We start from the raw sequence: 21,588 nt of genomic DNA, 5'->3' as shown, positions 1-21,588 counted from the left end.
CGTTCAGGAAATACAAATCCCCCGATTGAATGACCTTTAACAAGGGGGCCATTCATCGGGGGAACTCCAATGTTCAGTCAAAACCTAAATTACATACTACTTTTCAGATGCGTCCTCTGTCATGTCCTTTACTTTGTTAATAGTCCATTCCTGCTTATCTTTCGTTTCAGTATTTTCATACCGCACCTTGTAAGGTCCCTTTCCTTCAATCACATAGTACCCATTTCCTTTTACACTTTTTCCAGGAGCCAGTTTCGTGCCCAGATTATCTCCTGGATAGATACGTAGTTTTTTATCCTCTTGATTCCATACCGACATTTCAAAAACGTCTACAAATTTTTCTTCTGCCGTTTTATTAGTTGCCTTCAGCTGTAACTGTAAAACTTTTTTCCCTTTTTGATCTGGATGCTCGAGCTGCAATGCTTCTTCAATCCCAATACTTACGCCAGATATGTCTTTCTCCTGTCCTGCATCACCTTTAGCGGTGGAATCCGTTTGCTTTGGCACTGCTACTGGATCATCCTTAGTATCCTTTTCTCCTGAAATGCAGCCTGTCAAAAATATGGTTAAAGTTAATATACAGATCCAAATACCTATGAATCTTCCCTTCAATATCATGATTCCACTCCTTTTAAAAAATATAAATCCTTCTTAAAGAGAGATTCTTCAGTACCTTTTATCTCATTTAAAAATTGGACTTCATTTCCTTGAAACGAAAAAATACTCAAACACTTTAAGAAGCGTTTTCAAACATGTAAGAAGGACCCACTTCCAATAGAAGAGGCCTTCTTACATCATTATCAAATTGATTATTTCACTACTGTTTTTGCTATTTCTCCTCCAACTACTAGAGGTCCATTGTCAACTTCAATGACATCTCCTGCTTGCAATCTTCGAGTAACCCCATTTTCATCCACAATAAACCGGCTGTAAATTTGGTAATTTCCATCTGGATTAATGAATCCTGCCCCAGTCTGAGTAAGGGACACTGTTCTCTGCGCTATTCCATTCACTAGCAAACGGAGACTCTTAGTTCCCTCCGATGCCTTGCCCGTAACATAATCGGCATTAGGAGCTACAGGATTCACCTGCAGTTTCTCCGCTTCCTTGATTACCGTAGTATGAGCTTGTAGGTTCGATGGAGTCCGAACACCGTAGTCAACCGTTACGATATCGCCTACTTGTAGGGTTTTATTATTTCCACTCTCATCCAATCCTACATACTTACTGTATAAACTGAATGTTCCATCTTCATTGACAGGTGCCGTACGCAGTGCTTCGCCATTTACCAATAAGCGAACGATAGTTGCCCCTTCAGGAGCAGTCCCAGTTATAACCTCTGCATTTGGATACACAGGATTGATCTTTACAGGTTCACTTGGCATAAACTGTACTACCCTAACAGATGAACTCTCGCTGACATTCCCAGCCGCGTCGGTAAGGGTAACAGTAATAACCGTATGGACTGGTTGATTTGGAATTGCAACCGCGAATTTCCCATCTGGACCTACAACTCCGTTATATTTCTTGGAATTAATGGTGACGGTCACATTTGCTTCAGGTTCACCGGTTCCTGTTACCTCTTTACTGTTTGTTGTAACTTCATTCAGTTTCGGTGCATTTGGAGCCGTTATATCTTTATCCAATAGATCTTTCGCTTTGTTCAATAAATCTTGCAGACGGTCTTTTTCTGCACCTTCAGGAAGTTTATTGACCGCTTCTTGGGCTTCGTCAATCGCCCCTTGATCCGTCGTTCCTTCCAATGTATCGAACTTATCGTCCGTGAACAGATCTTCCACTTTGTTCTTCGCATCGGTTAGGTCTTTTTCTACTTGTTCTTTTTTGTTCAATAAATCTTGCGCTTTGTTCAATAAGTCTTGCAGACGGTCTTTTTCTGCACCTTCAGGAAGCTTATTGACCGCTTCTTGGGCTTCGTCAATCGCTGCTTGATCCGTCTTGTCTTCCAATGTATCGAACTTATCGTCCGTGAACAGATCTTCCACTTTGTTCTTCGCATCGGTTAGGTCTTTTTCTGCTTGTCCATCTACATCTTTTCCTAATTCAATCTTTTTTGTTTTACTAAATTCAATATTGAAATTCTCTGGATTACCACCAATTGATTGAGCTACGTTATATTTATATATACCTTGCCAAGTAAGATTGCCACCGGATTTGCCCACATAACTATTTGCAGGATCGCCTGTCGGACTCGTCCAGAGCTTTAACATGCCTGTATCCATACTCATCGCAAGCGAGGTACTTAAATTATTTACTGCTTGTTTTTTCACTGAGGACAAGACAACTTTCTCAGGAGTATTAAAATCAATGGTGGTTGGTTTATTTTCGACTTCCAAAGCATGACCGTTTTCTGTAGTTACATGGAGTTTCGCTTGATTATTGATCTGGGCCGGTCCATAAAGCGAAACCATTGGGTATGAATCAGTACCAGATCTATTCATCTGTACATCTGCACCGGAATCCACGTTAAATGACTTTAACTTTCCAGTTCCGGTAACCCCTTTTACCCCATCAAACGTTACCTTTGCGTTATTTCCAATGGAAAAATCTGCATCACCGCCTGTTGCATAAAATAGTCCATAACCACTTTGAAGTGTCTTAATTTCCACTTTCGCATTTGGAGCTATCTTAAATTGCGGTTCTTTTGTAACCGACCAAATAAGAGCATATCCATTATTATGGCTTATTTTAGTTTCACCATCAATTTCCACACTTCCGGTTTCTGCCATCTCGTGGGCAGGTGCTGAACCTGGCATTGTATGATCATTAATATAAATGTCGTTTACTCCTTTGAAAACAGCTTTCCCGTTACGGTTCCAGATTAATTGTGGCCCACTGTAGTTTACATTTTCGAATATTTGCTCAACATTTTTTGTTACATCATGTATTGTAATGAGACCGTAATAGTTCTTTCCTTTAATATTTACGTTTTTAACATGAACACTGCTTAATATATTACCGTTGGCATAGATACCACCTGATGCTCCTACAGCTCCCGTTTCCGATAATGTATGGTCATTTCCTTCGATCACGATTTCCGTTTTTGCCGGGTGAATTTTAATCGCTCCGCTGATATCAATGTTTTGTCCAAGATGGATCGCAGTAATTCCGTTATCCGCCTCTAAGGCAACCTTCAACTCTTGAAAATTATTGACGACTGCTTCATTTACCATCATTTTTGAAGCTGCTTTCCCTGAAGATTGAGTTTCGGTTGTTTGTGTACGAGCCTCTTGATTTTTCACCCCAGACTCTTGTGAATTCGAACTTTCCTCATTCTTTGGTGTTGATAGTTCTTCTGCAAATGCTGCACTTGGCATTAATAGAGAACTTGCTAAAAGAAATGATGTTGTCATAACGTTAATAGGTTTTAACATTTTACTTTTCTTCATAAAAGAAACGCTCCTCTAAAAATTAATTTTACTTACAAGATTAATAATACTTTTTTTCGACAAGTACCTCGTTCCAATAATGATTCATAAAAAATCATTTTAGGAACCACATTAGGGCATTAAACATCAATTTTTATGTAATTATTTTCATTTTTGGCGATGTGTTTAATCGGAAGAAATGATCGAGCATTTTATAAAAGCATATCTTCTTATCCAATCCACCGTTTAAACACCATAAAATTCAAAGTTTCTTTTAGGGGTTAACATCATTATGGTTACATAACTAAAAATGTGATAAGAGAAACCATTGGTTCCCTCTTATCACATTTACGCTTGAAAGGATTTAACCTTTTCATTCCCTGAAGAGTTTCTTCTATTTTTCTTATAGCTCATTGTCATAACGTTCCGTCGGATTACATGAACATATATATCATCCAGCGCACTTGGTACACGCCCATAGAACTTTTCACAGTAATCTCCTTACATACCACTTTTACTTTTACTTTTATTCACCCTTTTTTTCCATGGGCACTTTTAAGAAAGGATAGTGAAGTTATTAAAATGAGGGTGATTTTCAGCGTATTTATTTCTTGTTCATTTAATAAAAGATACATCAAAAATAAGACTAAAAAGGCTTGAATAAAATAGATCCTGTATTTCAATAGGGTGAACCAAGTTTGTGACACCCATAGTAAAAAAAAGTTAAATTGCTTCGACATCATCTTTCTCCTTTATCATGATGTTGATATTATCTAGATTTAGATTCTGGCATCATTATATACAAATAGGCGAGTGACGGTATTTCATAAAGTAAAATCATTCGTTCAGAAAAGAAATGCAGTTCATTTTTCATTGGATTTCGAAAAAGCAGGTGCAGATTAGAGAGTGGCCGATTTTACAACCGAAGAACTAGCGTTGGATTAAATGGCATAAGGATAAAAAGGAAGAGTGGGCATCGCAAATAAAATCGAATAGCTATTGAGGAAAGCAGACCTACTAATATTCAATCCACCTGTACTTTTTATTTCTTAAAGGAGCGAAAAAATTATTCATAAAAAACCAACCTGCCCCCTAGGATCATAGGGAACAGGCTGCCAGAGGGGTTTTCAAAGGCACAATGTTTTGGAACCGCTCAGAAAATGGGTCTTCTGCAATGGGGTTTTTGGGAAGGATCCTCACTGCTACTTTATTTTATAATATATTCCAAGTCATTACGTTTCAAAAATGAAATGAGATAAACCATTTTTTATATTGCGCCTACAGTAAGAAGTTATCATAGCAGGTGAAGAAGGGGTGGAAAGGAGTGTCATGAACGAAAACCATAATTCATATCTTGAATTTATGAACAAATGCTATTCAACTGCCTCATAGGGAGATTTGTTTAGAATCCTTCGATTAGTCACCAACTGGAACTAATATTTTTAAATCGGATTGATCGATAAATAAAAAAAGAAGATTGTAGAGAGAATGGCACTTCCCTACAATCCAGAACAAGCTAACTTATTTCTTTAAGCATACTTCTTACTTTCCTCGTCTTTAAAAAAGCTCTTCATTGCATGGAAAACGTCAGACTTTTGCTTAAGAATATAGTACCTGAATTTTTCATTATCGATGTTCTTATAAGCTGTCATCAATGTCGAATGACGATTGTATTGATTGACTTCCCCGTATCCGAACATATTGGAAACCTTCATGAGTTCTTCAACAAGCTTAACGCAGCGGACATTATCGGATGTTAGATTATCACCATCGGAAAAGTGAAACGGATAGATATTAAACTTCGCGGGGTCATATTTATGATCAATAAGTTCTAATGCTTTTCGGTATACGGACGAACAAATCGTACCGCCGCTTTCCCCTTTTGAAAAGAAATCCTCTTCCGGAACAACTTTCGCTTCTGTATGATGGGCAATGAACTCGATTTCCACCGTTTCATATTTTGTCCGTAAGAAGCGGTTCATCCAAAAGAAAAAGCTTCGAGCCATATATTTTTCCCATAACCCCATGCTTCCGGAAGTATCCATCATTGCCAGTACAACCGCTTTGGAATCCGGTTTCTGAATCTCATTCCAGGTTTTGAATTTAAAATCTTCCTTATAAATAGGATGAAAACCTGGATCCCCCCTTAAAGCGTTCCGTTTGAAAGCCGATATCATCGTTTTCTTTTTGTCGATATTTCCCATTAGGCCTGTCTTGCGGATATCGTTGAATTCGATGTGTTCAAGCGTGTGCTCCGCCTGTTCTTTCTTCTGAAGATTAGGGAGTTCCAATTGGCTGAACAGGGCTTCCTCCAATTCCATCATCGACACTTCGGCTTCATAATAATCCTCGCCGGCCTTGTCACCTGCACCTTGACCCTTACCGGCCGCGGCATCGGACGGTGAGCCATCCCTCGCGACCACATCCCCCACTTTACTGTCTCCATCGCCTTGCCCTACATGTTTGTTTTTATCATAGTTATAACGAATTTTGTATTCATCCAAGGAGCGAATGGGAATCTTGATAACATCCCGGCCATTTGACATCACGATGCTTTCTTCTGAAATTAGATCAGGCAAATTATTCTTGATCGCTTCCTGCACCTTTTCCTGATGACGTTGTTGATCATCATAACCTTTCCGATGGAGGGACCAATTTTCCTGTGAGATAACATACTGTTGATTACTCTCTTCCGACATTCTCTTCCCCCCTTAAAAATGTTTGCACGCTTTTCATCATTCCTTCATATAATAAATTAGTGTGGGAAAGCCCACATCATTCCGGTTTTCCAATCAAAAATACAGTGCGAAAAAACGGATAAAAAGAAAAGTATTACTCTATCTTATGCAGCGATGCTGGATAATTTACAACAAAATTCAATAATGGACGTTTACCTACGAACTAGACAAGTCCTGACATGGGCATTAGAGGCCCTTTAAAGTTTTTTAAAAAAATGCTACTGCAAAATAAATATTTCAAGAAAACGAACAGACCTGATGATCATCAGGTCTGTTCGTTTTTTAGCAGGTTTCTTTTGTCGGATTATAGGATAACTCAAATGCCAGCGTAATTGATCTTCAAAACAGAGACTTCCAGGGACATATCAAAAAAGCAATGAATACAACAAAAAGGGTGCACCAGCAGTTTTTCTGGACACCCTTTTACACAGATAGAATGATTCTGGTTGTGATATTCATCAATCTTTATCTTCCTCTATTTCATGTTGAACTGTACCTGGGCGTTTATCCCACTCTTTCAATTCTTCATTCGTCCTTTGATTTTCCATCTGCTTTCCAAGTTCTTTCATCTCTTCATAATCTTTAGCCATGGAGCTATTTTCCGGAACATGTTCTTTTTTCAATTCTTCCTTACTCATTTGCCATCACCTCTACTTATTGATACCCAATATTTCCAAATCCAAAACGTAACATATCTAATGGAAATATGGGGTATAGATAAGACATTATGAGCAAATGTAAGGAGGTGCAAGAAGTATGCAAACAACTACCCTTTATGTAAAGGAAGCAACGTCAGAAGGTCCGATTTTAAATCTGGAGTCCATACTTATGAAAACGGAAGGTGTGGAACGCGCAATCATCGATGTTGATGATGGGGAAATTAAAATCGATCATAGCGAAGAAAAACTATCACCGAATCAACTTATTACACTTATTGAACAGTATGGCTTGCATGTAACTAAATAGAAATCAAAGCACCGGACTCCCTCCATTCAGAAGGGCCCGGTGCTTTAATCTCTTGCCTTCTATAATCATCCTTTAGCAAAAGATGCATGATTTCAAGGGAATTCAGAAGTACACCCTTTCATTCATTTTACCTTCCGCAAAAGGCCATAAACCCCTGCCCGATTGGGGGCAGGGGCAAAAAAGTATGGATTACCGATTTAACAAGCTGCCCACATAACGCAGCAAATCATTGGCTGATGTGGAATTATAACCGTGCTCGTCGATAAGTCTCGTGATGACCTCGTTCACTTTCTTCAGTTGCCTTTCGTCTGGTGTCTTCGTTGAAGTAGTGATCTTAACGACATCCTTCAAATCAGCAAATAGTTTTTTCTGGATTGCTTCCCGTAAACGATCATGGGAATTATAATCGAATCTCTTACCTTTACGCGCATATGCAGAGATGCGAATCAATATTTCTTCGCGGAATGCTTTTTTTGCATTCTCGGAAATTCCAATTTGCTCTTCTATCGAGCGCATCAATTTTTCATCTGGATTGATTTCTTCCCCAGTCAATGGATCGCGCAGCCTTGATTTATTGCAGTATGCTTCGACATTATCCAGATAATTATCCATGAGGATCTTCGCCGACTCTTCATATGAATAGACAAATGCCTTTTGGACTTCATTTTTTGCAATGGCATCGTATTCTTTACGTGCCAGTGAAATGAAATTCAAATACCTCTCCCGAAGTTCGTTCGTAATGGACGGATGCTGGTCAAGACCTGCTTTTAATGACATAAGTACATCCAATGCATTAATGGACGGATTTTCCTTACGAATGATCGTAGAGGAAATTCGGTTAATCACGTAACGCGGATCGATTCCGCTCATGCCTTCGTCCTGATATTCTTTTTTCAATTCATTGATATCTGCGGAATTAAATCCTTCGACATTTTCCCCATCATAAAGCCTCATCTTTTTCACTAAATCGATATCGCCCTTTTTGGGATCCTTCAGGCGTGTCATGATGCTGAAGATTGCCGCCACCCTTAATGTATGCGGAGCTATATGAACATCCGAGACATCACTTTCACGGATCATTTTTTCATAAATCTTTTCTTCCTCGGTAACCTTCAGATTATATGGAATCGGCATGACAATGATACGGGAATGCAATGCTTCATTTTTCTTATTGGAAATGAACGCTTTATACTCCGTTTCATTCGTATGAGCCACAATGAGTTCATCGGCACTGATCAATGCAAAACGTCCTGCTTTAAAATTCCCCTCTTGTGTCAATGAGAGCAAATGCCATAAGAACTTCTCATCACATTTCAGCATCTCCTGGAACTCCATCATCCCGCGGTTCGCCTTGTTCAGCTCGCCATCAAACCGATAGGCCCGCGGATCTGATTCAGATCCGTATTCGGCAATGGTCGAAAAATCGATGCTGCCCGTCAAATCAGCAATATCCTGTGATTTAGGGTCTGAAGGACTGAATGTTCCAATTCCAACACGCTTATCCTCCGAAAGGAAAATACGCTCGACCATCACATCTTCAATCCTGCTTCCATACTCCTGTTCTAACCTCATTACATTCAGCGGCGATAGGTTTCCTTCTATCCTTATTCCATATTCTTCAAAGAAATCATCCCGTAAATACTGCGGAATGAGATGCAGTGGATCTTCATGCATCGGGCATCCTTTTATTGCATAAATGGCACCAGAGTCTTTTAGTGAATAATTTTCAAGTCCACGCTTCAGTAAAGAAACGAGTGTGGACTTCCCGCCTGACACCGGACCCATTAGAAGCAATATCCGCTTACGGACATCGAGCCGCTTTGCCGCCGGATGGAAATATTCCTCGATGAGCCTTTCCAGTGAATCTTCAAGGCCAAACAACTGACCGCTGAAAAAATTGTATTTCTTTGTCCCATTTACTTCCTCTATCCCTGCATCTCTGATCATGTTGTATACACGTGAATGAGCAGATTGAGCAACTAAAGGCGTTTCTTTCAATATTTCTAAGTACTCTGCGAAGGTGCCTTCCCACTTCAGCTTCTGTTCATCTTCTCTAAATTTTTCGATTTTCTTTAAAATATCCATTAAGGAACCTCCCCCTGTCACTTTCAGAGAATACTTAAATCTATGCTCCAAGTCTGACAAACATGTCAGACTTTAAAAAGTCGCCGGCCTTTGTTTCGAAAAGCCCTTGGCTCTCCATGTATCGAAAAAGGCTTAATCATTGAAGAATTGAAGACAATTATTCAGACAAGAAAAATTGTGTGCACTCCTGCTAAAAATTAGGGTATACTAAGCCTATACTTAAGTGGGACAATATGGGTAAAGGGAGGTCACAGCATGGGCACAGTTATTATCGTTGGGGTTGCTATTACATTTATAGCCGCTATCTTCACTGCCGGTTATAATGATAAACCAGGTGTGAAATAAAAAAGTAACAGCCTTTCTTAAATTCCAAAAAGGGGACAGCAAATTAAATTTGCCGTCCCCTTTTTTCACCCTTCATCGATATTAATAGTTAGAACATGATCAATGAAGTGGCTACACCATTTATACAGCGTCCTTTTTATCAGTGTGAGCTGCAATGTTATTCTCCATCGATCTCAAGTCTTCATTTACTTTTTGTCCTTGTTCCAAATATTCCGTTTGGAAACCACTCTTTATTGCCCAACTATAAAACATTAGTGATAAACATGTAATGATGACCATATCCAAACCAAATGGGATTATGTTTAGTCCACCAAACTTTTCACTGCCTAAGTATGAAATGGTCATCATACAGAGTAAGTAAACAACCATCCAAAGCCCTGCTGAAAAGTTTTGGCGGAATCCCTTCCATTTTATTTTTGATTGATAATAGAAATAAACGGGAAGACCAGCCATAATGATAAATAATACTTGACCTGTCAGCGGCCATCTTGCCCAATATAGAACCAAAGAAGCAAAAACAAAGCCCAGTGGTGCAATGATGCTTAATCCTTTTAAACGTAATGGTCTGTACAAGTTCTGACCTGTGCGTCTTAATGTCATAACAGTAACTGGACCTGTAATATAAGAGACTAAAGTCGCAACCGAAATAACTTCTGCCAATACGCCCCAGCCTCTAAACATGAATAAAAATAAGAAAGATACGCCTAGATTAAAAAACATGGCTTGACGCGGGATACCATAAAGAGGATGCAGTTTTCCAAACACGCTTGGTAAATATTTATTCTTTTCCATTCCATAAAGCATTCGTGACGTTGTCGCCGTGTATGTTATTCCTGTCCCGGAAGGAGAAATAAAAGCATCTACGTATAGTAAAATAACCAACCAGTTTATGCCTAAAACAATTGCTAAGTCAGCAAACGGTGAATTGAAATTCAAATGTTGCCATCCATTCACAATCATGGACGGGTCAACGGCTCCAATAAACGCAACCTGTAATAAAACGTAGATGACCGTTGCAATTAAAATGGAGCCAATTACTGCAATTGGAATCGAACGTCCAGGATTCTTTGCCTCACCTGCCATATTAATTGGACTTTGAAAACCGTTAAATGCAAAGATGATACCAGAAGTTGCTACAGCAGTAAGTACACTTGCCCAACCATTAGGAGCGATACTTCCTGCAGATGTAAAATTGGATGCATGAAACCCGGCAAATAAAAGTGAGCCAATCGTAAGTCCAGGAATAATAACCTTAAAGACTGTAATAAATGAATTAGCTTTCGAAAACAAACTGACTGTCCAGTAATTCAATAAAAAGTAGACGATCAGCAATACAGAGGCAATTGCCAAGCCTCCCCCAGTAAGACTTCCATTTTCTACTAAACCATGTGTCCACCGTGCCCATTCCCATGGCCATGAGCTCATATATTGAACAGAAGCAATCGCTTCAACTGGAATTACGGAAACGATTGCAATCCAGTTTGCCCAGCCTGCAATAAACCCTAAAAAAGAACCATGAGAGTATTGTGTATATTTTACCATCCCCCCAGCTTCAGGAAACATAGCCCCTAATTCACTGTAAGATAGTGCGATAAATAAAATAACAACCATCCCGATAATCCAAGAGATAATGGCAGCCGGTCCTGCAATCTGTGCCGCTCTCCAAGCTCCGAATAACCAACCTGAGCCAATAATTGACCCGAGTCCTACCATCATTAACGAAAATGTTCCCATCTTTCGCTGCATATTATTCATATGTTCATCACCATGCTTTCCAAATTTCATTCTTTTATAATGACGTTCTTAACTTATTTATGAATGTTTCAAGTTCGTCCAATGGAATCTTAAAGTGATTGCTGCATTGCATCACCTCTTGCTAAAGTTTAGTAAATTGATAAGGCGAATATTTGGATGTCCCCTATATTGCTTTTTAATATGAACAGATTTTCTCTGCTTCTAGAAAATACTAAGATCCCATTCCTGTGCCATTTGTTTCAATAACATACCACCTGTTACGCTATTCCCATATTCATCAATGGCAGGTCCGTATATACCAATGCCACATCCATCTTGAAAAGGAAGCCCGCTTCTGGAACTTGGAGGAACAAGTGCCATGATTCCGCCAGATACTCCACTTTTGGCAGGCACCCCCACAAAAGCCGCAAATTTACCAGAAGCATTGTACATACCACAAGTAAGCATTAATGCTTTGGCCAGCTTAGCCACTTTTTTTGGGAGTACTTGTTCTTTACGGATGGGATGGTATCCATCTTGTGCAAGAATCAGCCCAAGCAGGGCTATGTCTTCTGTGGTCACTTCGATGGAACATTGTTTGAGGTAAACCTCCAAAGCTTCCTCTACATCCGATTCTAAATAATTCGTCTCTTTTAAATAGTGAGCCAAGGCTCTATTTCTATGAGAGGTTTGCCACTCAGATTGATACACTGCCTCATTGATGGCCGGACGCTTTCCTAACAAATTTTCAAATAATGTATAGAGAAATTCTAATTTCTTTTGTGAAGAATCACCTGGGAGAAGCGAAGCTATGGTAATCGCCCCAGCATTTATCATCGGATTAAACGGCTTTCCCGGCTTATGCATTTCTAAACGAATAATTGAATTGAAAGCATCTCCAGTTGGTTCCACATCGACCCTCTCTAACACATAAGAAATGCCGCAACCCAAGCATGCGGCTATAAAGCTGAGCACTTTTGAAATACTTTGCAGCGTGAATGGGACATCCCAATCCCCAGACTTGATCATTGTTCCACCAGGCTCCAATATGCAAATACCTAATTGCGATAAGTGTGCATTCCTCAATGCCGGTATATAATTGGCGGTTTGCCCTTCAGTAGCATAAGGTCTGTAATGCGCCACCCATTCATCTAAGTCGGCTTGGTTTTTACTATTAACGTGAATGTCATGCTCTTTTGACAATTCTTCAATCACATTTTTCCACCTCTTCAGTTGTTGTATCAATATTCAAAATGAGCGTTTTACCGAATGCCATCATGCTGTATAGATTAGATGAAAACATAATGAATATTCTAATAATTGTTAAGCGCTTTCAAAATTTTCTATCTACCGTTAATTTTAAAATGGGAACTACATAATCATACGAAAACCTACAAAATCTAAAAAATAAAAATCCACAAAAAAAAACGGAATCATCTCACATGTTCCGTTACCATTTTTTGTGGATAGAAAAACAGATTGGTTTTGCGATAATTGGTTTTAAGCCGTTCCATTCAGGAACAAAGTAAGCGTTGTATTGAAGCCGATGAAACTGTATACTGATTTTTTAAACAAATTGGGAGGTGACGACTTGAATCTCAGTACGTTAATGAAAAAAGAGGTCAATATCCTTGCTTTGATGTTGGTAACAGTGCCATTAGCAGGCGAATTGAGTTTTTATCCTTTAAATGAAACGTTTCGGGTAAGTTTTGGTCCGCCTGTACTTTTCTTCTTTTTACTATTATTACAGAAAACACCTGCCATTCTTTCGGGCTTTCTGACAGGAACAATGGTTGTGGCATTTCGTATTCTTATAGATTTTTTCATGCATGATAGTTTTTCCTGGGATTCCGCATTCCATGTTCATTATCCTAGTTTTTTCTTTTATTTCACCTACTGCTTTCTTTTTTATTTAGTGAAAATCAATCGCTTTCAAAACCGATCGTTGATTATTGGATTTATTGGTCTCATTATCGAAATATTGTCCGACTCTGTAGAATTAATCTTTCAATATATTGTATTGGAAACAACAATTACGCTAGGTTCACTGAACGAGATGATCATGATCGCATTCGCCCACAGTTTTATCGTTTTAAGTTTTTTTAATATGATGAAACTTTATGAAGCACAATCAAGGGAACGACAAATCAGAAAACAAAATGAACATATGCTGATGCTCATTTCCAACTTATACGAGGAAACGATTCATTTAAAAAAAACATTAAAAAATGCTGAGAATATTACAAAGAAATCGTATGATTTGTATCGAGATTTAAAAGCTCTGGAAAAACGGGAAAAGCAACCTCATGTTTTTACAGAGCCATATAGTCAAAAAGCATTGCGCATCGCGGGTGAAATGCATGAGGTCAAGAAAGATAATCAACGGATTTTTGCTGGTCTCTCCAAATTGATTTCCAATGAGAGTTTTAAAGATTATATGAATGCTGCTGAACTTTTTCATTTAATTATCCGAATTAATGAAAAATATGCCTTATCACTAGGAAAGGATATACAATTTGAATATTCATTGGATGGAAAAAATGATTCACATTATCATGTGTATACCGTGTTATCTCTTTTCAATAATTTAGTCGCAAATGCAGTTGAAGCAATTGAAGAAAAGGGAATCGTCCGTTTAAGTTTGTGTGAAATTCATGACAATGTAGAATTTAAAGTTGCTGATACTGGACCTGGAATTCCTCAAAAATATCAGACTGTCATATTCAAACCTGGGTTCACTTCAAAATATGATCATTTCGGGACACCTTCAACAGGGATTGGTCTCTCATATGTTAAAGAGGTCGTGAAAGAACTGGGAGGCGATATCCTGTTTGAGAATAGTTTTAACGGCGCCGTTTTTTCAATAAAATTACCCATTCATAAGTTGATCCAGAAAGGATGATTCCATGCGTTTTTTTATAACAGATGATGATTGTGCCATACGTTCAAACTTAAGCCAAATTATAGAGAACGAAGATTTAGGAGAAGTGGTGGAGGAAGCCGAGGATGGAAGTCTATTAGAAGGGCATATTTTGAATTTAAAACAAATTGATATATTATTCATTGATTTATTAATGCCCATCCGGGATGGCATTGAGACACTTCGTCATATAAAAAGTACATTTAACGGAAAAATAATAATGATTTCGCAGGTTGAATCAAAGGAGCTGATTGGTGAGGCATACTCACTTGGAATAGATTATTATATTACCAAACCAATCAATCGTATTGAGATATTAACAGTTATCCGAAAAGTTATGGAACGGATTCATTTAGAAAGATCGATCACAAATATCCAAGCCTCTTTGAATAGTGTATTGAATTTTGAACAGCCAAAAGTTGATAAATCCAATAGTTTTAATGAAAAAAGTATAAGTGAGGTAGGTGAATTCCTACTATCGGAATTAGGGATCGTTGGAGAAAATGGCTCAAAAGATTTAATGGAGATGCTTCAATATTTATTTATGTATGAAAGGACTTTTACTTTTGGAAAGCATTTCCCGACCCTTAAGGATATCTTTGTAGAAATCACCAAAAAAAAGCTCGGCACATCAGCTTTGCAGGCTGATATCAATCGAGAAATAAAAGCTGCCGAACAGCGAATACGCAGAACGATTAACCATTCCTTAAATCATTTTGCCTCGCTCGGTTTAACGGATTTTTCAAATCCGAAGTTTGAAAATTATGCTTCCAAATTTTTTGATTTCACAGTCGTTCGCCAAAAGATGAAAGAATTGCAAAATGATTCAACAATAGTTCTTACACCTACCCGGGTAAATACAAAGAAGTTTATTCAAGTATTTTATTTCGAAGCGAAACGATTGAATCCTGATGAAATAATTAGATATAGATAACCCCTATTAAAACAAAAAACTGCGGAAGCACTAAAACATAAAATCCCCTGAAGATTTCAGGGGATTTTTAGCAAGTTCTTATTTTTTCAACAATAAATACATGAAATAAGGAGCACCGATCAATGCGACCATGATACCTGCAGGAATCCCCTCGGGTTCAATTATATTACGGCCTATCGTATCGGCAAGCAGCAATAGCCATCCACCGATTAAAATGGCAACCGGAATGAATAGTTGATTTCGAGGTCCTACCAAGGATTTTGCTATATGCGGGGACATAAGTCCAATGAATGCAATTCCGCCTGTAACAGAAACGGCTGCCGCTGCCAGTGCTACAGCCGTGATCAGCAGTACGATCCGCTCCTTTTCAATCGATACACCGACCCCAATTGCGACCGGTTCACTTAAACCAAGCAGATTCAAACGATTTGCTTTATATAAAGTGAATGGAATGAGGATGATTAACCATGGAATGATTGCCCAAATGAAAGGCCAATCCGTGCCCCATATATTTCCCGCCAACCATTTTGCAATGAAATCGACCTTCGCTCGTTCCGCTGACGAAATGAGGACAATCATCAGGCCTGAAAGCGCCATTGAAAAACCTACGCCGATCAACACTAACCGAACGGGTTCAAGGCCACTCTTTCTCTTGTATGAGAGGATATATATTAAACAGGCCGTCAGTAACGCTCCGATAAAACCGACAAGCGGAACCATATAAACAAACGAACCAGCGTCAAGCGGGAAAAACAGAAAGAAAGCGGCAATGGCAACACCTGCTCCTGAGTTGATCCCGATGATTCCGGGATCGGCTAAATCATTACGTGTGATCCCTTGCAAAATGGCTCCTGACAGCGCAAGGGCCATGCCTGCTAAAAGGGTGATGATGATTCGCGGTAACCTGACGGAAAATAATATGAATTCCTCTTTAAACGTCCCTTGCCCGAAAAGCGTTGGAATCAGTCGCCCTAAAGAAAGATTGGAATATCCCGAACACGTCCCTATAATGATCGTAACGATGATGAGTGCAGTTAATGCACCTATTATCCATCGCTGTTTTTTGACTAATGCTGACTGGATCATGAAAATGCTTTACCTCCTTTACGCACGATTAGGAGGAAGAAAGGTAAACCTATCATCGCAACAACCGCTACCACAGGTGTTTCATATGGAGAATTGATGGTACGGCCGATCGTATCGGCAAGCAGCATGAACGTGGCTCCCAAAATCGCAGACATAGGAAGGATAAATCGATAATCCGTACCCACGATAGCCCGAACAATATGGGGGACCATTAACCCGATGAACACCATATTTCCAACAAGCGCAACGGCAGCACCTGCCAGGAGAATGATGACCACGAAGAGAACCGCCTTTATTTGTGTTGTCTTTTGCCCTAAGCCTACCGCCACTTCTTCACTTAAGCTAAGTATGGTGAGCTGTCTGGAAAAGATAAGGGAGATCAAGATGCCTATTATAATGAACGGGACGATTACGCGAAGCTGCTCCCATGAAGTTCCAATATTCCCGCCAGCTGTCCACATCGATACATCTTTTGATACCTTGAAATAAATGCCGACCCCTTGCGAAACGGCAAATAGGAATGCAGAGACTGCAGCACCAGCCAATACGATCCGCAAAGGTGAAAATCCTCCCTTTTTGATCGCACCGATTCCGAAAACCATGGTTGCCCCGACAGCGGAACCTATAAAACACGCAATCATGATCCCTAAATTATTAGCATTTGGAATAAATGCCAAAGTAATGGCGAGACCTGCATTGGCTCCTGCCGTCAATCCAAGCAACCCCGGATCGGCAAGTGGATTCCTGGTCATTCCCTGCATGATGGCACCAGAAACGGCAAGCGCTGCACCCACGAAGATTGCCCCCACTTCACGAGGGAAACGGATTTCCCGGATGATTGAAAGCTTTTCACCGACAGCATTTGATGTCAGTGCTTGCCAGACATCTTTTACAGTAACATCCGCTGCACCAAATGCCATTGAAATAATGAACATGCCTATGAATACAGCAATCCCTATGATCAGTTTATATATAAATGGGATGAAACGTTGATTTTCTTTAGTCATCTGTCTCTCTCATCTCTTTTTTATAGAATAAAAGGAGAGGAATTTGAATCCCTCTCCCTCGCTGTATTATTTTCCAAGAAAACTTTTGGAAAAGAAGTCTAATTGATAATCTAATGTTATTGGGTCATTGAAGTAGAATTCTTTCGCATTCACTTCAAATAGTTTATTGTTTTTAACAGCAGGAATGTTTTTATACGTATCAGTTTGTTGGAATGAATTGTCCTCGTCTTTATTATTACTCAAAATAACATAATCACCAGCATAGTCTGCCAGAACTTCTAAAGATAAAGCAAAGTAACCATCTTTCAACGCTGCTTCTTTTACTTTTTCAGGCATGGCCAACTTCATTTCCTGATAAAGGATTTCCGTTCCACGACCCCAATTATCGCCAAATACATAGAACTGTTTGTCAAACTTTTCGAATACGGAAACGGTTGTATCTTCACCGATTTTGGCTTTAATGTCTTCACCGGTTGTTTTTGCCCGTTTTTTGAAATCATCCACCCAAGCTTGGGCTTCTTTTTCTTTATTCAAAAGCTTGCCAATTTCTACGTGCTGTGTTAAATAGTCCACTTTTCCGTATGTATACGTTACGGTCGGAGCAATCTCACTTAATTTATCAACATTTTTAATCGTTGATAAACCAATGATTAAATCCGGATCCAACTCGATGATCTTTTCCAGGTCTTCGTCCGTCACTTCTTCGACATCTTTTAATTCCTTAAAGTTCGGGTTCATTTTAGACCATGAATCGACACCTACAAGGTTAACATCCAAAGCCATTACGTTACCTGCGAAAGTAGATAGTACTAAAACACGCTGAGGATCTGCCGGAACTTCAACAGGACCATTTTCAGATTGATATGTGATGGTACCTGATTTTTCCTTTTTGGAAGCCGAGCTTTTTTCTTTTTCGGCTGACTCGTTACCACAAGCGCTAATAATTAACACTAACAGCAGTATAAACGGGATAATTATCTTTTTCATTTTGTGTCAAATCTCCTTTTAGTAAATTGTATGTGCTGCACATTGGTTTGTTCGTTCGTTGATCTCGTCCGATTACCGCATCAATATGGAATACTTCCTTAAGCACTTCATGAGTGATGACTTCTTCGCAATCTCCTGCTTTGACTATTTCCCCGTCCTTTAAGGCAATGATATAGTCGGCAAAGCGAGCAGCTTGGTTTAAATCATGAAGAACCATGACAATTGTACGTCCCTGTTCTACATTCAGCCTTTGTAATAATTCTAGAACCTCCAGCTGATGCGCCATATCCAAATAGGTGGTCGGCTCATCAAGGAAGATGATTTCCGTTTCCTGGGCAAGGGCCATGGCAATCCAAACACGCTGGCGCTGACCTCCTGAAAGAGCATCCACCGGGCGGAACTTGAAGTCTTTCGTGCCGGTCACTTCAAGTGCCCAATCAATCACATCATAGTCTTTTTGGGTCAGGCGCCCAAAACCTTTTTGATAGGGAAAGCGCCCATATGATACGAGCTCCCCAACCGTCAATCCGCTTGCACTCTCGGGTGTCTGCGGAAGTATGGCCATTTTTCTTGCAAGGATCTTAGTGCTTTCTTTTGAAATATTCACCCCATCTAAAACAACCGTACCTGATTGATTTGGAATGATTCTGGTGATCGCTTTCAAAAGTGTCGATTTCCCACATCCATTTGAACCGATGATCGTCGTGATTTTTTTATCTGGAATTTCCACACTGAGATCTTTTACAATTAAACGTTCACCATAACCAATATTCAAATCCTCTGTATATAGGCGAACCATTTTTCAACCTCCATTTACTGAAAAATAGGTAAGTAAAAACTCAAATGAAAATGATTATCATTATCCACTACTTAATTACTATAATTCTATCTAAATATATTGTCAATGGTAATTTAATGGGCATATAAGAAGAAATTCTGACAGGATTTTTTGGACCGGTCCGTATTACCGACTGACAAATGAACACAGTAAAGATCCCGGAAATGTTTCCGGGATCTTTACTGTTTGGCTCATACTCAGGAATTTGGAAGATGTCCCTTATGGGAAGGGCAATAAGCCATTTTCATCAATCAATGTTTCTTAAATCCTTGCTTCTCAACATAATCTTTCATGTACAACCTGCTTTTCTTTCCAAGCATTCCAGCCATTTGCTCGGTCCAGGTGTCTTTTCGTTTACCTTCAGTCCGACGCTCGTAATAACTGGAAATCGTTTCATTATACTCTTCAAGTTGTCCGATGAACTCTTGCTTATCCTCCTGATATCCATTTTCATGATAGATATTGGACAGCGGCAAACGCGGCTTTTTATCCGATCGGTTTTTCGGATATCCGACCACTAGAGCGAATAATGGTATAACGCGATGCGGTATATTCAATATCGCTGACACTTCTGGGAGATTATTGCGGATCCCGCCTATATAGCAAATGCCAAGATCCATCGATTCTGCTGCCAATGCCGCATTTTGAGCCGCAAGAGCAGCGTCAATACAGGCAACCATGAATTTCTCCGTACTTTCAATTGATTCGGACAGGTCAGTGTTTTCCATTTCGGAAACCATATCCTGACGATATAAATCGGCGCAAAAGACGAATAGATGTCCATTCTTCTCTACATATGTTTGTGGTCCGGCAAGTTCAGCAAGCTTGGCTTTCTTTTCCGGATCGGTTACCCCTATGATTGAATACGCTTGAATATAACTTGAAGTCGATGCAGCTTGGGCACATTCAACAATCGTATTGATTTGCTCCTCAGACAACAGCTTGTCCTCAAAAGAACGTATGGAACGGTGATCTAAAATCTTCTCAATAATGTTATTCAATGCTCCCACCCCTAAAGAATATGTATCCATCATCGGGGCTGAAATACCCCCGATGACAGTATTGATGAAACTCAACCTTTTGTTTTTAAATCCAATTCACGGTAATTTTGCTGTCTAAGTGCTTCATAAACCAAGATGGCAGCCGTGTTCGACAGATTAAGTGAACGTACTTTATCCGTCATTGGAATCCGCAGGCACCGATCCATATTTTCTTGGATTACCTCTTTCGGGAGACCAGTCGTTTCACGGCCAAAAATGAAGTATATCTCACTGTCTTGATCACTGTAATCGAAGCTGGAATGTGGCTGCTCTCCGAATTTCGTCAAGTAATAAAATTCACCGCCGGCATTTCTTTCATAAAACTCTTCTAACGAATCATAATAATGGATCTTTACATTCTCCCAGTAATCGAGCCCGGCCCGTTTGAGCTGTTTGTCATCCGTCGAGAAACCGAGCGGGCGAATGAGATGTAAAGACGTATCCGTCCCTGCACACGTTCTTGCGATATTTCCTGTATTTGCTGGAATCTGTGGTTGATATAAAACTACATGTATTGACACTTCATTTTCACCTCTAGTTTGAACTTCACCTTAATTATAGCATTAAACAAAAAAGACTAAAAACCAATCACCCTCCATCCAAAATCACAAAGAATTTATAAACGATGTTCGGTGTGTATCTGGTTGAATCCTCATATGTCCAATACCGGTGACGGCTGTTCATCGTATGTGCATTCACTAGCGGCATCCCGTCCTGATCCTTCGCCGTTACGATCAAGTTATGATCAAACCGTCCGTCCCCTTCGAAATCTATGCAGAGGATATCACCCAAATTCAATTCCTTGGCCGACTCGACCTGCTTTGTCCTGATTGCATTCCCGGCTTTAAGCAGATGGTATAAAGAATGGGCCGTCGTCCATGTATAACTCCAGCTTTTCCCTCTTATCCACCAGCCCTTACTTTTGTTTGGCGCCCCCCACATCGGTATTCCTCCCGCATGTAAACATTGTGAAATGTAATTCGTACAATCATCAGTGAATTTATAATAAGCGGGATTGAATTCGTTCCACCAACGCTCGGCATATTGGACGGCCTTCATTCGATCATACTTATATGCGAGACGATCTGCGCCTGGATCACATTTTGGCGGTGCCTCTTCGGTTTCAAAGCTGGGAAACAGCTCACGTTCATCCACTATATACCCATTTCGAAACCGTGCCTCCCTATCTTCCATTTCTTCTTCTATATAAAATGAATTCTCCTGTTTCAATAAATATTGCAGGTGCACATGATATGTCAGAACTGTATCATTATCTTCCTTTCTCTTCGAATGTACCTTGCCTGCCGCATTCACCCGAACAATTTCCGCAGCACGGTTCCTCATCATTTCCTTCTTCAAATGTAACTTCCTTTCACCCCGTTCCAGATCATCGGAAGTATAAAACTCCACTCTTTCTTGTAAAAGGTGTTGCAATTGTTCCCTCAAGTTCATGCCCTCCTTCTTACCATCTATGCTAATGTGTATGTATGAGGGCATGGACAAAAACACAATTTCATAAAAT

The 21,588-nt window shown here is 39.6% G+C and carries 17 protein-coding genes; 3 read left to right on the top strand and 14 right to left on the bottom strand.

Translation table 11 applies throughout. The features are described from left to right. Nucleotides 1–96: 96 nt before the first annotated feature. The 4 genes from V3595_RS00660 to V3595_RS00645 all read right to left on the bottom strand — a co-directional run bounded on the left by V3595_RS00660 (nucleotide 97) and on the right by V3595_RS00645 (nucleotide 6,762). Nucleotides 97–618: a hypothetical protein gene (locus V3595_RS00660; RefSeq protein ID WP_485904905.1), complete on the bottom strand. Its 522-nt coding sequence runs from the start codon at nucleotides 616–618 to the stop codon at nucleotides 97–99. Nucleotides 619–809: 191 nt separating this feature from the next. After that, nucleotides 810–3,407, bottom strand: a complete 2,598-nt coding sequence (locus tag V3595_RS00655) for a toxin Cry1Ac domain D-VI-related protein (protein ID WP_485904904.1) — start codon at nucleotides 3,405–3,407, stop codon at nucleotides 810–812. A gap of 1,508 nt (nucleotides 3,408–4,915) precedes the next feature. Continuing rightward, nucleotides 4,916–6,085 (bottom strand): sporulation protein YhbH, encoded by a 1,170-nt coding sequence (yhbH, locus tag V3595_RS00650; protein ID WP_485904903.1) that lies wholly within the window; start codon nucleotides 6,083–6,085, stop codon nucleotides 4,916–4,918. Between the two features lie 497 nt (nucleotides 6,086–6,582). Next, a complete protein-coding gene (locus tag V3595_RS00645; RefSeq protein WP_063235975.1) occupies nucleotides 6,583–6,762 on the bottom strand; it encodes a hypothetical protein in 180 nt (59 codons plus the stop codon). Nucleotides 6,763–6,880: 118 nt separating this feature from the next. Here V3595_RS00645 and V3595_RS00640 point away from each other — a divergent pair, with 118 nt between their 5' ends. Next, the gene (locus tag V3595_RS00640) at nucleotides 6,881–7,090 is read left to right on the top strand and encodes a heavy-metal-associated domain-containing protein (RefSeq protein WP_485904901.1); all 210 of its coding nucleotides are present in this window, start codon (nucleotides 6,881–6,883) and stop codon (nucleotides 7,088–7,090) included. 189 nt (nucleotides 7,091–7,279) lie between these two features. Here V3595_RS00640 and V3595_RS00635 read toward each other — a convergent pair whose 3' ends face one another. The 3 genes from V3595_RS00635 to V3595_RS00625 form a co-directional block, all read right to left on the bottom strand. After that, nucleotides 7,280–9,175 (bottom strand): PrkA family serine protein kinase, encoded by a 1,896-nt coding sequence (locus tag V3595_RS00635; protein WP_034315159.1) that lies wholly within the window; start codon nucleotides 9,173–9,175, stop codon nucleotides 7,280–7,282. A gap of 465 nt (nucleotides 9,176–9,640) precedes the next feature. Beyond that, complete coding sequence (gene aimA / locus V3595_RS00630; RefSeq protein WP_485904899.1) at nucleotides 9,641–11,275, bottom strand: glutamate/serine transporter AimA; 1,635 nt, start codon at nucleotides 11,273–11,275, stop codon at nucleotides 9,641–9,643. Between the two features lie 201 nt (nucleotides 11,276–11,476). Further along, nucleotides 11,477–12,466, bottom strand: a complete 990-nt coding sequence (locus tag V3595_RS00625; RefSeq protein WP_485905673.1) for a glutaminase — start codon at nucleotides 12,464–12,466, stop codon at nucleotides 11,477–11,479. Nucleotides 12,467–12,893: 427 nt separating this feature from the next. Here V3595_RS00625 and V3595_RS00620 point away from each other — a divergent pair, with 427 nt between their 5' ends. Continuing rightward, nucleotides 12,894–14,156: an ATP-binding protein gene (locus V3595_RS00620; RefSeq protein ID WP_485905671.1), complete on the top strand. Its 1,263-nt coding sequence runs from the start codon at nucleotides 12,894–12,896 to the stop codon at nucleotides 14,154–14,156. A gap of 4 nt (nucleotides 14,157–14,160) precedes the next feature. Then, nucleotides 14,161–15,108, top strand: coding sequence for a response regulator (locus tag V3595_RS00615; protein ID WP_485904897.1), 948 nt, complete (start codon nucleotides 14,161–14,163; stop codon nucleotides 15,106–15,108). A 78-nt stretch (nucleotides 15,109–15,186) separates the two neighbouring features. Here V3595_RS00615 and V3595_RS00610 read toward each other — a convergent pair whose 3' ends face one another. The 7 genes from V3595_RS00610 to V3595_RS00580 all read right to left on the bottom strand — a co-directional run bounded on the left by V3595_RS00610 (nucleotide 15,187) and on the right by V3595_RS00580 (nucleotide 21,512). Then, complete coding sequence (locus tag V3595_RS00610) at nucleotides 15,187–16,194, bottom strand: FecCD family ABC transporter permease (RefSeq protein WP_485904895.1); 1,008 nt, start codon at nucleotides 16,192–16,194, stop codon at nucleotides 15,187–15,189. Further along, a complete protein-coding gene (locus tag V3595_RS00605; protein WP_485904893.1) occupies nucleotides 16,191–17,201 on the bottom strand; it encodes a FecCD family ABC transporter permease in 1,011 nt (336 codons plus the stop codon). The genes V3595_RS00610 and V3595_RS00605 overlap by 4 nt, the downstream gene beginning before the upstream one ends. A gap of 66 nt (nucleotides 17,202–17,267) precedes the next feature. Continuing rightward, a complete protein-coding gene (locus tag V3595_RS00600; RefSeq protein WP_402899525.1) occupies nucleotides 17,268–18,188 on the bottom strand; it encodes an iron-hydroxamate ABC transporter substrate-binding protein in 921 nt (306 codons plus the stop codon). After that, complete coding sequence (locus V3595_RS00595; RefSeq protein ID WP_485904891.1) at nucleotides 18,139–18,987, bottom strand: ABC transporter ATP-binding protein; 849 nt, start codon at nucleotides 18,985–18,987, stop codon at nucleotides 18,139–18,141. Before V3595_RS00595 ends, V3595_RS00600 begins: the two co-directional genes overlap by 50 nt. Nucleotides 18,988–19,277: 290 nt before the next feature. After that, entirely contained in the window at nucleotides 19,278–20,027 is a 750-nt protein-coding gene (gene nfsA, locus V3595_RS00590; RefSeq protein ID WP_485905669.1) for an oxygen-insensitive NADPH nitroreductase, read from the bottom strand. Between the two features lie 71 nt (nucleotides 20,028–20,098). Next, nucleotides 20,099–20,587: a tRNA (uridine(34)/cytosine(34)/5-carboxymethylaminomethyluridine(34)-2'-O)-methyltransferase TrmL gene (gene trmL / locus V3595_RS00585; protein WP_485904889.1), complete on the bottom strand. Its 489-nt coding sequence runs from the start codon at nucleotides 20,585–20,587 to the stop codon at nucleotides 20,099–20,101. A 67-nt stretch (nucleotides 20,588–20,654) separates the two neighbouring features. Then, a complete protein-coding gene (locus V3595_RS00580) occupies nucleotides 20,655–21,512 on the bottom strand; it encodes an amidase domain-containing protein (RefSeq protein ID WP_485904887.1) in 858 nt (285 codons plus the stop codon). Nucleotides 21,513–21,588: the final 76 nt, after the last annotated feature.

Origin of the sequence: Bacillus sp. CFBP9009, assembly GCF_036541465.1 — a bacterium.
GTDB lineage: Bacteria > Bacillota > Bacilli > Bacillales > DSM-1321 > Peribacillus.
This window is presented reverse-complemented; position numbering and strand designations above follow the sequence as displayed.

Excerpts from the sequence above, each read along its gene's own strand:
- V3595_RS00620 (WP_485905671.1), top strand. The coding sequence starts at position 12,894 with ATGTTGGTAACAGTGCCATTAGCAGGCGAATTGAGTTTTTATCCTTTA.
- V3595_RS00655 (WP_485904904.1), bottom strand. The coding sequence starts at position 3,407 with ATGAAGAAAAGTAAAATGTTAAAACCTATTAACGTTATGACAACATCA.
- V3595_RS00660 (WP_485904905.1), bottom strand. The coding sequence starts at position 618 with ATGATATTGAAGGGAAGATTCATAGGTATTTGGATCTGTATATTAACT.
- V3595_RS00615 (WP_485904897.1), top strand. The coding sequence starts at position 14,161 with ATGCGTTTTTTTATAACAGATGATGATTGTGCCATACGTTCAAACTTA.
- V3595_RS00595 (WP_485904891.1), bottom strand. The coding sequence starts at position 18,987 with ATGGTTCGCCTATATACAGAGGATTTGAATATTGGTTATGGTGAACGT.
- V3595_RS00640 (WP_485904901.1), top strand. The coding sequence starts at position 6,881 with ATGCAAACAACTACCCTTTATGTAAAGGAAGCAACGTCAGAAGGTCCG.
- V3595_RS00605 (WP_485904893.1), bottom strand. The coding sequence starts at position 17,201 with ATGACTAAAGAAAATCAACGTTTCATCCCATTTATATATAAACTGATC.
- yhbH (WP_485904903.1), bottom strand. The coding sequence starts at position 6,085 with ATGTCGGAAGAGAGTAATCAACAGTATGTTATCTCACAGGAAAATTGG.
- V3595_RS00610 (WP_485904895.1), bottom strand. The coding sequence starts at position 16,194 with ATGATCCAGTCAGCATTAGTCAAAAAACAGCGATGGATAATAGGTGCA.
- aimA (WP_485904899.1), bottom strand. The coding sequence starts at position 11,275 with ATGAATAATATGCAGCGAAAGATGGGAACATTTTCGTTAATGATGGTA.
- V3595_RS00600 (WP_402899525.1), bottom strand. The coding sequence starts at position 18,188 with ATGAAAAAGATAATTATCCCGTTTATACTGCTGTTAGTGTTAATTATT.
- V3595_RS00635 (WP_034315159.1), bottom strand. The coding sequence starts at position 9,175 with ATGGATATTTTAAAGAAAATCGAAAAATTTAGAGAAGATGAACAGAAG.
- V3595_RS00645 (WP_063235975.1), bottom strand. The coding sequence starts at position 6,762 with ATGAGTAAGGAAGAATTGAAAAAAGAACATGTTCCGGAAAATAGCTCC.